The 12,728-nt window shown below is 49.5% G+C and carries 9 protein-coding genes; 4 read left to right on the top strand and 5 right to left on the bottom strand.

Features of this window, described 5'->3' with window-relative positions:
• The first annotated feature begins 290 nt into the window (after positions 1-290).
• Genes ACY1JZ_RS03840 through ACY1JZ_RS03830 form a run of 3 tightly spaced genes read left to right on the top strand, consistent with a single transcriptional unit; the run spans position 291 to position 5,781 of the window.
• Positions 291-659 carry a response regulator transcription factor gene (locus ACY1JZ_RS03840; RefSeq protein ID WP_270170958.1) on the top strand — a complete coding sequence of 123 codons (369 nt, stop codon included), beginning with the start codon at positions 291-293 and terminating at the stop codon, positions 657-659.
• The gene (locus tag ACY1JZ_RS03835; RefSeq protein ID WP_462628141.1) at positions 652-3,489 is read left to right on the top strand and encodes an ATP-binding protein; all 2,838 of its coding nucleotides are present in this window, start codon (positions 652-654) and stop codon (positions 3,487-3,489) included. The genes ACY1JZ_RS03840 and ACY1JZ_RS03835 overlap by 8 nt, the downstream gene beginning before the upstream one ends.
• 33 nt (positions 3,490-3,522) lie before the next feature.
• Positions 3,523-5,781, top strand: coding sequence for an alpha/beta hydrolase family protein (locus ACY1JZ_RS03830; protein WP_462628140.1), 2,259 nt, complete (start codon positions 3,523-3,525; stop codon positions 5,779-5,781).
• 98 nt (positions 5,782-5,879) lie between these two features.
• Here ACY1JZ_RS03830 and xerS read toward each other — a convergent pair whose 3' ends face one another.
• From xerS to ACY1JZ_RS03810, 4 genes are all read right to left on the bottom strand, one after another.
• Positions 5,880-6,959, bottom strand: coding sequence for a tyrosine recombinase XerS (gene xerS / locus ACY1JZ_RS03825; protein ID WP_270170964.1), 1,080 nt, complete (start codon positions 6,957-6,959; stop codon positions 5,880-5,882).
• A gap of 471 nt (positions 6,960-7,430) precedes the next feature.
• Positions 7,431-7,910 carry a C40 family peptidase gene (locus tag ACY1JZ_RS03820; RefSeq protein ID WP_462628139.1) on the bottom strand — a complete coding sequence of 160 codons (480 nt, stop codon included), beginning with the start codon at positions 7,908-7,910 and terminating at the stop codon, positions 7,431-7,433.
• 971 nt (positions 7,911-8,881) lie between these two features.
• Complete coding sequence (locus ACY1JZ_RS03815; RefSeq protein WP_462628138.1) at positions 8,882-9,382, bottom strand: DinB family protein; 501 nt, start codon at positions 9,380-9,382, stop codon at positions 8,882-8,884.
• 113 nt (positions 9,383-9,495) lie between these two features.
• Positions 9,496-10,575, bottom strand: coding sequence for a tyrosine-type recombinase/integrase (locus ACY1JZ_RS03810; protein ID WP_462628137.1), 1,080 nt, complete (start codon positions 10,573-10,575; stop codon positions 9,496-9,498).
• Between the two features lie 348 nt (positions 10,576-10,923).
• Here ACY1JZ_RS03810 and ACY1JZ_RS03805 point away from each other — a divergent pair, with 348 nt between their 5' ends.
• Positions 10,924-11,913, top strand: a complete 990-nt coding sequence (locus ACY1JZ_RS03805; RefSeq protein ID WP_462628136.1) for a helix-turn-helix domain-containing protein — start codon at positions 10,924-10,926, stop codon at positions 11,911-11,913.
• Positions 11,914-11,981: 68 nt separating this feature from the next.
• On the opposite strand, the gene ACY1JZ_RS03800 is transcribed toward ACY1JZ_RS03805, so the two are convergent.
• Positions 11,982-12,725, bottom strand: a complete 744-nt coding sequence (locus ACY1JZ_RS03800; RefSeq protein ID WP_462628135.1) for a YoaK family protein — start codon at positions 12,723-12,725, stop codon at positions 11,982-11,984.
• Positions 12,726-12,728: the final 3 nt, after the last annotated feature.

Here is a 12,728-nt window from a genome sequence, read left to right as displayed (position 1 = left end):
ACACACTAGAGTCCCGCAACATCCGTAGAGCAAGCAGGAATCTGACGATGGATGTCGAAGACATAAGGCTAGCTATTTGGTTAAGGTAGGATCAAGCGGCACAGTCAGGTGCGCTGCTGGCGGGAGAAGAGCCAGCTTCCTTATCCGAGCAGGCTACAGGCTGTCCCAATTGTTCGCTCCTCGTTGCTGCTGACTGACAGCCGAAGGACTAACGGCTGGCGGAACGGGAGCTAGAGTAAGGGGATATGCCTTGCATCATTTGAACTTATAACAGCTATGGGGGTTGCACAATGTCTAAGAAGCTGCTGCTGGCAGAAGATGAGCCGGTACTGCGTATGCTTGTGGTCGATACGTTAGAGGATGAGGGATATGCGATTGATGAGGCTTGCGACGGCGACGAAGCCTATCACTATATTACGAACGGTCATTATGATCTGGTGATCCTCGACTATATGATGCCCAAGATGACCGGAATTGAGGTTATTGAGAAAGTAAGGAAGCTGCCTGCCAGCGAACAGGTGAAAATACTGATGCTGTCCGCCAAAAGCCAACAAGCCGAGCAGGACAAGGTAATGGCTGCGGGTGCAGATGGCTTTATGTCCAAGCCATTTAGTCCGCTAGAGCTGGTCGACAAGGTGGAGGAGATGCTGCGTGACTAGCTGGCGGCAACTGGTTAACGGGAAGATAACTCGCCGCTTCAGCTCCAGAATGCTGTTATCCATGCTGTTCATCCTTGCGGGAGCGACCTTTGTGCTATGGAGCACGATTCATATCCTGCAGAAGTACTCAGAGGAAACGGCTGCGATCTATACCAAGGGAGAGCTAGTGAAGGAGCTCAGTCAAAACGCCAACGAAATTGTGATGCGTTCTAGAGGCTACTTCCTCTTCCTGAACGAGTATGAATTATCGGAGCTGACGAAGCTGCAGGAACGGCTGGAGGTGACGATGTCATCACTGCAGCAGATGAAACTGAGTGACCGGGAAACGCAGATGATTCAGGACATCCGGCAGTTCTTCGAGGTCCAGTTCGAGCCTAAGCAACCAGAGGCGATTAAGCTTGCCCAGCAAGGCGATTACGAGGAGCTGCGTCGCCTTATTCCTTCGGGCGAGTCCAATCCGGTCAACCAGATGATAGCCTACGCTCAGGAGTTTGAGCATACAGTCAGTCAAGGGGCAGGGCAAGCTGGCACGAAGCTGCTGAGCGACCTAACCAAGCAAGGCGGCCTATTTATTTTATACATCCTGCTCGTGTTGCTTGTATCGCTGCTGTCTGTCAGACGTGTCGCCGTCGATGTTGGCCGACCGCTCAGCCAACTGGCACAACAGGTCGGGCAGTTTGGCCGGGGCGGCCGAATCGAGTTGAAGGGACTGGACAGCCGAGAGGACGAGCTCGGTAAGTTGGCGCGCTCCTTCCAGCAAATGTTGAGCCAGATTCAATCCAAGGAAGAAGAGCTGCTTGCACAGAATGAAGAGCTTCAAGCCCAGCAGGATGAACTGCAGGCGCAGCAGGAGGAATTGCAAGAAGCCATTCAGACCCTGGAAGAAAATGAAGAGATCCTCAAAAACCGCAATCAGTTTATTCAGACCTTGGCCAACACACTGGACAAGGGTGAACTGCTGTACAGCATTATCCATAATGTGGTTCGTTACAGCAACTTCGATAAAGGGGTGCTGGTGATGCTCAGCGGTTCGCGCGATTATGCCTCAAGCGGCATATCAGCCGAATCAGCGGCTGCGTTCGTAGCCTCGCTTGATGACAGCCCTGCTGCCAGATGCATTGAAACGTTGGAGCCGTACCTGCTTGTGCGAGAGGCTTCAGACGGGGAGCGGGGCTATCATCCTGCGGGTATGCAATCGAGTGATCTGTTCATTCCGATTGAGAACAGCAGACGAGAGGTGGTCGCATTGCTGGTTGTAACACGCATCGGCGGAGCCATCACAAGGCATGACGAGAATGAACTGTTGCATAGCTGCCGTCAAGTCGCGTTGGCCTTGGACAAGCTGGAGATGTACGAGGAGACGGAGCAACAGCGACAACTGACACGAGATATGATTAATACGATTCAAGAGGGCATTCAGTTTATTAATCTGGAAGGCGAGACGATCGAAATCAATGATAAGATGGGTGAATTTTTCGATTTCTTCCAAGCCGATGTATTTGAGCGCGGACTAACACTGCAAGTGCTTACGGAGCAACTGCAGAAGCGGGTTATCGAACCTGCTCCGCTAGTCGCCTTTATCCAACAGGTTGTAAGTGGCGTGCAACGCGGCTCCCAGAGCATCCAATATGAGCTGAGCCATCCTCAGCCAAGACATATGCTCTTGTACTCTGAACCATTGTATCGGGATGATGAGCGATTTGGCCTGCTGCTGGTCCATCGGGACATGACACGAGAGCATGAGGTGGATCGCATGAAATCGGAGTTCGTCAGCACGGTGAGCCATGAGCTGCGCACCCCGCTCGCCAGTGTTCTCGGCTTTGCTGAGCTGCTATTGCATAGGGAACTGAAGCCCGAGCGACAGCGCAAATATATTCACACCATTCATCAGGAGGCTCGAAGGCTGACAACCTTAATCAATGATTTCCTCGACCTGCAGCGGATGGAGTCGGGCAAACAAAGCTATGTCACCGAGACTGTCGATATGAAGTCGCTCATTGAGGAAGCACTGGAGGCGCAGCGGGTCAACACCTCCCAGCATGAGCTCGTCGCAGAGTGGGGAGAACTGCCTTATACCGTGGTTGGGGACCGTGACAAGCTGCGTCAGGTGCTGACCAACTTGCTGAGCAATGCGGTCAAGTATTCTCCGCAAGGAGGCAAAATCCACGTGAAGTGCAGACGGGATGGAGAGCGGCTGCTCATTAGTGTTCAAGACCAAGGGCTAGGCATTCCTAGGGAGGCTCTACCCAAGCTGTTCAATAAGTTTTACCGTGTGGATAACTCTGACCGCAGAGAGATCGGCGGCACAGGGCTGGGACTTGCGATTGTCAAGGAGATTCTTCACCAGCATAATGGAGATATAGCGGTCGAATCCTGCCAAGGTGTGGGGAGTACGTTCACGATCGATATACCGCTGTACGAGCCATCGGTTTCTGATCTAGACCATGATGGAGTCGCTCCTCATTCGGCTCCGGTCGTCATGCTGGTAGAGAACGATCATAATCTATCCCGGATGCTTCGCGATGAGCTGCTTGGTTCAGGCTTCAGAGTAGAGCTGTATACCGAAGGTCGCAAAGCGCTGGAACGGCTGCAAGAGCAGAAGCCTGATCTGATTGTGCTCGATCTGTTGCTGGAGGAGGGCATTGACGGGTGGGACGTGATCGAGCATATGAAGAAGTCTGCCGAGCTGACTAATACACCCATTATTATCTCCAGCGCATTCGAGGAGAAGGACAAGGCAGCTCAGTGGGGAATTCGCGACTTCCTGGTGAAGCCGTATCTGCCGGGCATCCTGTCTGCTGTTATCAAGCGGCTGCTTGAGGAAAAATAAGCTGACTGCGCCCGCCGTTAAGGAGAATTACCGATGAAACGCTTAAAGCAGCGGCTAAGACGGCTAAGATATCCAGATTCGAAGCTGTTCATGGCCGCATTTGCAGGATTGCATACTGTGTTTATGTTGATCTGGATTGAGACCGGGCTGACGATGTTTACCGGGCTGGGACAACTGGCTGACTGGATTATCATCATTGCCGTTGCAGCAGCAGGGAATCTGCTCGTAGGGGCGGTAATGTTCGCCGCCTGCTGTCTGCTGGTATGGCTGCCTTGGCGTGTACCTTACTATCTGCTTGGCAGCTTGGCTGCTGTACTTGCGATCTTTCCCAGGCTGTTCACATTCGCCAATATGGACTGGCCGGGGGCTTTTCTACTTACAGGACTATTGGCATTATTCGGGATGCTGGCAGGAGTTCTTCTATCCGTCCTGATCCGTCCAGTCAAGCAACTGGCTCCCCGGGTGTTAGTTGTGGCGTTCTGCGCTACAGTGCTTCTGCTGACCTCGGCGGGCTATGTCTACTATGGAGGATTGCAGATGGATCGGGCGCTTCCGGCTATGAGCCAGCAGATCGATGAAGCGGATAGCGCGGTTGCTGCGAATCATCCTGCGGACGGGTCGGTGGATTTGACAGCGCCTTATACACGGGGACCGTATGCTGTGGAAGCCTTGACTTACGGCAGCGGAACGGACAGGCTCCGAAGCGAATATGGCAAGCAGGCCCAATGGGTCTCTCGCACCGTCGATGCCTCAGCCTTCATTAAGGATTGGAGAGCATTGCGCACCTTATACTGGGGGTTCGATGAGAGCCGTCTTCCCTTGAACGGTAGAGTGTGGATGCCAGTAGGCGACGGTCCGTTCCCGCTGGTGATGATTGTGCATGGTAATCATAATATGGAGGATTTCTCCGATGACGGTTATGCCTACCTTGGCGAGCTGTTGGCCAGTCGCGGCTTCATCACCATATCCATCGATGAGAATTATGCCAATTATTCGATGGTGTCCGGCATTCCCGATGAGGATTATGCGCTGAGAGCATGGCTCATCATTCACCATCTGAAGCAGTTGGATGACTGGAGCAATGACTCGGAGCATCGGCTGTTTCATCAGATTGACTGGGAGCAACTGGCACTGATTGGGCATTCGAGAGGGGGGCAGGCAGCCGTGCTGGCTGCGCGCTTTGATGATTATTTCAGTCAAGCCGGGCGCACGGATGTGCTGACCGGCATTCAATATCGAATCAAGACGATTATCGCGCTTGCCCCGACAGATAAGAAGCTGGAGAATACGTACCCTGAGCTGGAAAATGTGAATTATCTGGTCATTCAAGGGGCTTATGATTCTGATGTCAGCACGTTTGATGGGGATCGCCAATATGATCGAATCTCATTCGTCGGCAAGCCTGAGGATGATGAGTTCTATATGAAGGCCTCGCTCTATGTGGAGCAGGCTAACCACGGTCAGTTCAATACGAGCTGGGGCAAGCATGATATTAAGCTGCCGCTCCGACTATTAATGAATACGCAGGTTTTGCTGCCTGCTGCCGAGCAGCGGTTGATTGCCAAGGCCTATATCGCGGGTTTCCTGGAAGCGACTCTTCATGAGCAACGAGAGTATATACCGATGTTCAAGGATTGGCGAGTCATCGCAGATCAACTACCTGCTACACAGTATCTCAGCCGTTATGACGATTCGGAGATGCTGCGGCTTGCTGATTATGAGGAAGATGATAATCGAGAGACGGCGACCATTCGCAGGGGATGGCTTCAAGCGGACGGTCTGAGCGAGTGGGAGGAAGAGGACAAGCGCAGTCGCGGTAACGGTTCACGCCAAAACCGCGCTCTAAAGCTGTCATGGGAGGAGAGGAAGGGGCGGTACACAGTAGAAATACCAAAGACGATCGCCGCTAGTCTCAGTGAACCTTCTGCCTTTGCATTCTCCTTGGCTCGCGATGCAGGCGATACAACGAATCGCTCGCCGCTCGATTTTTCGTTGCGACTGACGACGCAGGATGGCAAGGTCTATAGCCGCCCGCTAAGTGAGTTCAAGCCGATTCAGCCGCTGTTAATCAGCAACTATCTAAATATATCATTACTTGAGCCGTTTATCCGCAATGGCAAGCTCAGCCTATCCGCCGAAACGGTGTATCAAGATTTTTTCATCCCGCTGGCAGCCTTTCATGATGGAGGCTCTCCATGGCATGTACAGGATATTCGCAAGATCGAATTCGTATTCGATCAGACGGAATCGGGTGTGATTTGGCTGGATGACATTCGTCTCGATCTCCGATAATTCAAGTTTATTACCTATGAACAGGACGCCTTCGACCCCATTTTCACGGTGGCTCAGAGGCGTCCTGTTCTGTTCACGCTATTCGATGCAAGACGGTTCTACTCCTTGAGCTTATCGATGGCTTCAGCCATTGTCTTATCGGTCAGATGAGCATAGATCATCGTCGTCTCCGGCGAGGAATGTCCAAGCTGCTCCTGCGTCTTGTAGATATCATTGCGCAGATAATAATCCGTTGCAAAAGAATGACGCAGCTTGTGCACAGACAGGTAAGGCTTGCCGAACCGTTTGGCGTATTTGATCACCATCTCCTGGATGGCTCGCTTGGTCATGCGCGTCCCCTCGTTCTTGCCGTTGGCAACGGCAAGGAATAGTGCTTTCTCCCGCCGTGCAGGGCGATATTGCGAGTCTCTAATTGCCATGTACTCTCTCAGATCGTCCATCGCCTCCTGGCGAAAATAAACCGGTGTCTTGAAGGTGTCGTCATTGGCCCCCTTGCGATATACGTGGAGCAGCCTCTTCTTCAGATCGATGTCATCCACATTAAGGTTTACAACCTCGGATACTCGCAGACCGGAATTCAGGATGAGGATGATGATACAGGCGTCGCGAATCTTATTTTTCTCATAGGCATAGAGCGCCTGCTTGTTGTCAGCAACATCAATCGGATATTCGGATTTCAAATAATGAATGAACTCGTAAATTTCTTCTTCCTGCAGCAGCTTGCCTTCCAGCTTGGCGGCTGTATCCTTAGGCTTGTGGGCTCGCTTGATCGTCACCTTGGCCATCACATTGCGTTTGAGCAGCGGGTAGAATTGTTCATCCTCTGCGATCTGGCTCAAATAATGAAACAAGGAACGGAGCGAGGACAGCTTACGGGAGATGGTGACACGGTTGTTCGTCTCCGGCTTAAACGTAGATAGAAACATTTTATAATGGTCGATGCTGTCCATATGCAGTCGTTCAAGATCCTCCAGCGGCACATCCTTCATCACAGTTGCTGTAGTTAAGCCCTCCGCCATCAACCATTTGAGAAAGGTCTCATAATCTCGTACATACTCCAGCAGTGATGAGGGGGATAGGTCGGGAAGCTTATAATTAATGAATTTCTCTACATACCAGGGCATTGCTGGCACACGCTTGTCAAGTTCAATACGATCCTTGGCTTTCAATATATTCATCGCAGCTCACCTCCATGTTTTCTATTGTAACAAGCTCGGGCTTGCAGTGTATACCCTGACATTACCAAGGCTACTGGAGGTCATTATCTTGTATAATGAGAACGTGCATGTCAACATACATAGGAGGAGTAGTTTATGGAGCGGAAAATTCCAACGAAAGAGCAGTTTTTGACGATTCTAAAACAAATTAAGCAAGAAACTCAAGGCAAGACCTCCAGCAAGGTCAAACGCCAGGCGTAATCAGAAACGTAATGAAGGGAGCAGGCTTAGGCCTGCTTCAGCTTTTCTTTATTCAAAAAATTTGAAGCTCGTTGCAACCTTTTGTGGGGAGGCACCGTCTATTAAGGTAAGAGAGTACGCAGAACGCACAAACAGCCGCCTGGGAAGAGACGGCTGTTACGGATGAAAGCTTCTGCAGCACTTGTGAGATTAGGATAGCTTGGCAGGTCGTCATCATGCCAGTGATGGCGACTAGCTAAGCACACGGCGTGCAGTGACATATTTATTTTTCCAGTAGCTATTGTTAATGCTATCGATGGTTACGCCTTTGCTGGAGGAAGCATGAATCATCTTGTTGTCGCCTATGTAGATGGCTACGTGGCTGATGCTCTTGCCATTCGTTTTGAAGAACATCAAGTCGCCTTGGCTTAGAGAGCTCTTGCTGACTTTGTCTCCGTAGGATGCCTGCTCAGATGAGGAGCGGGGTAGCTTAATATCGCTTTGCTTGAAAACATATTGGACAAAGGAAGAGCAGTCAAAGTAACCAGTGGAGCTTGAGGCCCCGAATTTATAAGGAGTTCCCAGCAGATCCTTGCCATTAGCGATAATGTCAGAAGCTTCTGTCGTTGCTGCGCTAGCATAGCTTGAGGTGCCAACGGTCATAGCAGAGAGTCCGATTGCAGCACATAAGCAGGTGATGATTAGCTTGCGGTACATTTTTGGTTTAAGCATCGTTTGGATATTCCCTCCGTTTGTGTCGAATAAATTTCCTCATTTATTAATAGAGCCAAGAATAACTATAACACAGATTTTTTTGACAATAATTAACAATAAGAGATCGAAGATGACTCTCCCAACCCCTTCACTCTGTTTATGAGATTATGATGAAAATTTTCTCATCTTAATGTCGGGATGATATTTTATCTGAAGGTACTAATAAAGAGAGTTGTGAACATCATTAGTTTACATAATAATAGTTATGTAGAGTAATGACCGAAATGCTTGGAAGGGGTGATAGTGGAAATTATGAATAAAAGGAAAATGGCTATCACAAGGATGATTTTATCTATATTTATGATGCTAATGGCCATTCTTCAAGTGTACTATATCTACAAACCGAAGATTGGTCCCGTAGGAGAGGGTATTGATGATCGTCGAGTGATATGGTTGTTCTCTCTTGCAATGATCGCATCTCTTAGTTTTTTAACAGAGTCTATATATACACTCTATAGAATCAATCGAGACAAGGATGATAAAAAATAGTGGGTATTCTGCTGGAGGGATCCTTGTTAAGTAAACCATGTTCCTTGGGCAAAAGAAAATTTGCTCACCATCACGAAAAACTGGCTCCCCTTACTAAAAGTAAAGGGAGCGGTTTTGTTATGCAATGATGTGTAGAGCGCATATTTATTTCCGTTTCGTGAGGCGACCCTATCCAGTCAACGATAGCGTCTAAAGTATAAGACTAGAAGGATAATATCATCCTGGGAGTGTTAAGTATCATAGTTAACATAAATATAATTATGTAAACTATACTAGTGAAATTTAAAAGGATCGAAGAACTAAGAGGTATTTAATATACATAAATATAATTATGTAAACCATAATCTGCGATAAATGAATTCTTACACTCGAAAGAACGGCCTCGAAGTAAAATCAGAAGAGTTCGCATATGAACGGCATCGCTTATCCATCTCGCACAGCTATCCAGTATAGAGATATAACAAATAATCTGTCGGCACATCGGCATGTCCCAGTTGGCATAGCATAGCAGACAAATGACCGCGATAATAGGCGCCATGGTTCACAATATGTTGGATAATGCGGGATAGGGAGGCGTTCACGACTCCGTGAACAGGATGGGCAAGCAGCAGAGAGTCGTTCAAGTCCTCAGTAAGGAGCCACTGACGATACTTGCTCTCGATATGTAGAAATCTCTCCCGCACATCCTCCAGACCCTCCTGGCTAGTCTGCTCCTTCAATCGCAGCAGCAAAGCTCTCGCTTCATCAAACGGGCGCTGACGCAACATACATAGCCACATGGCGTCCATTGCATACATATGGGACATAACACCCGAGATCGATGGGTAGATGCCCGCCGTCTCTTGACGCCATACGTTCTCCGGCAAGCTGCCCAAATGATTCAAAATGGCGCGGTTAGCCCAGCTATGGTATTCATAAAGCTCAATGGCAGCATCTGACATTCACGTTTCCTCCCTCTACTCCATTTAGAACATTTGTTCTCTTTATTATAGAACAAATGTTCTAAATCTGCAATAGAGGAGAGAGCATCCCATAGCTTTCACTATTCAAGAAGCTATAACAAATCTACATAATCGCTGACGTCGCGCTCCTTCTTCATTACACGGCTCAAATAATTCTCCTTTGTTATTTTGGTGCTCGAATGATCCAGTGTCTCTGAGATCCAGTCCAGCGGCGCCCCCTTGGCATAAGCGGTCTGAGTAAAATAATGACGCAAGTAGTGGGGGGTAATACGTCTGCCGTGAATAGTCGTCAAACCAGCCTCCGCCATCCATGTGGATAGTGAGGCAGATAGGCTGGATAGGGTGTAGCATTTGCCTAACCGATTGGGGTAGAAGGGGGTGGAGTCCCCTGGAGATATCATGGTGCTCAGCCCGAGTCTGCGCCGATATTCAAGCAACGCTTCAAGCGCGTAGTCCTTGATGTGGGCATGCCGCAGCTTATCCCGCTTCGTGCGCGTGCGCAAATAATAGCGTTTGCGGCTGGCATCATAATACAAATCTCCCCAGAGCGGAGTGATGATCTCATTGAGGCGCAGGCCACTGGTTGCGAGTATAAATAGTAGGGATTGAATCTTAGGCTGCTCCTTGTAGTAGTCGATAGCGCTGCGCAGCGATTGCTCGTCAATGTCTCGATCGGGAAGCTCTGCACGGTTCATATGTACGGGCTGCAAGCCGCGAGCAATCGGTTTGTTCAGATAGCCTTCCTCGTAGCACCACGTAAGAAAGGACTGGATAATGACGATCTTCTTGCTAAGTGTGCTAGTACGGTGCCCCTGTTGCTCCAGTAGCTGCTGGAATTTCTCCATATCGAGTCTGGTTAACTCGCGAATGTCCGCCTTGTTGAGCTGGGCCGGATAGCGCAGCAGCAAAAGCAGCTCGCGTGCATATTCCTTCTTCGTATTGAGCTTGCGGCGGCGGTCGCGGCGGTGGATATATAGATAGACCATCCCCAGGTTGGAGACAGCCCGATAATTGTAATTGCCCTGGTCATCCTCCTGCGCAGAGATTCCCTCCATGACTTGGCCGCGATATTGATCATCGAGCAGTAGGGGATATAACCGGGCTGGTGATAGGTGGCTGGTGTCCGCGCCAGTACGCAGCAGCGATGTGACATTCGGCAGATTGAGGTTCATCCACTTATTCTCCTTCTTTCATACACTTTCTACTATTATATATAAACTTATATTCATTGAATAGATGGTTTTATTTCGATAATATATGTGCCTTCCATACGTAACGACTAGTACACCCGAAAAATGACAATCAATATTTGAATCTAAAATAATAGTACAATCTTTTCTATTGAACTCAATTATCATATTCTGATTAATATGTAGAGCAAAAAAAGAAAATTGTGTTCGTGTTCTGATATGATCATATAAAACTGTTCATGTGATTTGCTTTATATTCTGATATATAAAAGCTATAATAAGAAGAAGTGAATCAGATCATGAGATAGAAACAGGAAGGGATAATGATCCATGAATGAAACAAGCAGAGAGTATTGGGATGTTGTCCAAGCGGCCGCTGCCCTGGGAATTACGACAACCTCATTATATAAGCTCGTGAACCATGCCAATTCAGACAAACGACTGGAGCCAGTGAATCGCAGCACCCATCGAGGCGATGGCGGGTATCGCTTCCGTGTGGAGGAGGTCGAGAGGCTCAAGGCTTACTATGTGAAGCCGGATCTGACACCAGCAGAGGCTGCGCAGAGGCTTGGTCGTTCCACGACCTTCATTCATAAGCTGCTGCAAGAGAATAAGCTGGATTATTATGAAGGTGAATACCGCGGCAAACGCACCTATTTTATTCGGGAGACGGAATTGGAAAGATATAGGCTGGAAAATCCCGATGCGGGCAAATATGAAACCATCTATGATGGCAAGCACGGTCTGTTCTTGTACCAGCCGTTTGCCCGCAATGGGCAGTTGGCGCGCCTGATCGAGCTGAAGCGTGTGAGCAACAAGAAAGCGGAGGCGATGCTGCTAACGGAGGACGGGGAGAGAATTAGCTATGAAGAAGCCGTCGCTTCAGGCTGGCGGGCACAATTGGAGCTGGAGCCGCGAAAGCCGAATACTGCTTATGGGTATGCCCGTTTTATCTTTCCATTGCCTCGTTCCTTGGACTCCATTATCTATACGCTCATTGAGGAGATGTTCAAGCAGATAGGGCCAGCCAATATGCGGATTGTTGCCGGGGGGCAACTGGAGGTGGAGGTACGCAAGTCCGTATTGAAGGGGATTTTGCCCGCGACTCACGGTGAATGGATCGACAAGCTCCGCTTATTTATTCGTCAGGGGGAAATTGTTGTAAAATATGATGGAATACTGATCGACACAGGCTTGTCTCCCATTACGATGTATATCCCTGAAGTGAAGAAGCAAATGCTGACCCGACTGGCCAGTCAACAGCAGTTGTCTTTGCAGGAATGGCTGGAGAGGAGATTGGATGAACTGCTGGAGAATTGACACTTTCGCAAGCAAGCGAGCCGGGGATTTCGTATGCCCCGGCTTTCGTTCCTTCATTATAGTAGTGGTTATCGTAGAGCCTCTGATGCGTTGTCATCTGGTTCAGGATGAAGCAAGAGCCAGGCGAGCAGGGTGATGGAGCCAACCAACACGACCGGCAGCCATAATAAGAGATACAGCCCAAAATTAATAGCAAGCGCTGCGGCAATAGCACCAAGAAGATAGGTGACAAGCGCAGCCAAGCGCAAAAGGGTGTCGCGGCTCCAGCGAGCAAGCGGTGCTGTTCGATCCCGTCTGCTCTGACGAAGACGCCGGACGTATGTAATGCCGTCCTCGACGGTATGGGTCAGGTTGTTCGTCAGAACAGTGGTTGAGATACCAGCTATCCCCAATGAGCGGCCTGCGGAGGTTTGCAGACCCATCGCACAGCTTAATAAAATAATGAGACCATAGAGCTGAGCAGGAGTTGGCTCACCGAGCCAGTGCCATAATGTGAATGCCAGCAATAATAGCACTTCTACACCGAGCAGGCGTGTTGCCTTGGGCGGCCATCCCTTCGGTCTGCTGCCTTCTGATTCGCCCAGCAGTGCTGCACCGAGTATATTTCCCCCTATAAAGCCCATCAGCGCAATTCCTGCTCGTAGTACGGCGAGCTCCTGAGACTGACCAATCGCCATGCCAAGAAGGACGATATTGCCCGTCATGTTGGCTGTGAACACATGGCCAAGCTCCAAAAAACCGATCACATCCACCATCCCCGCTACCAGGCAGAGCAACAGGAGCAGGGTGTAGCGCCAGTTGGTTACTTTCATAGA

The organism is Paenibacillus sp. J5, assembly GCF_054955055.1.
This window is presented reverse-complemented; position numbering and strand designations above follow the sequence as displayed.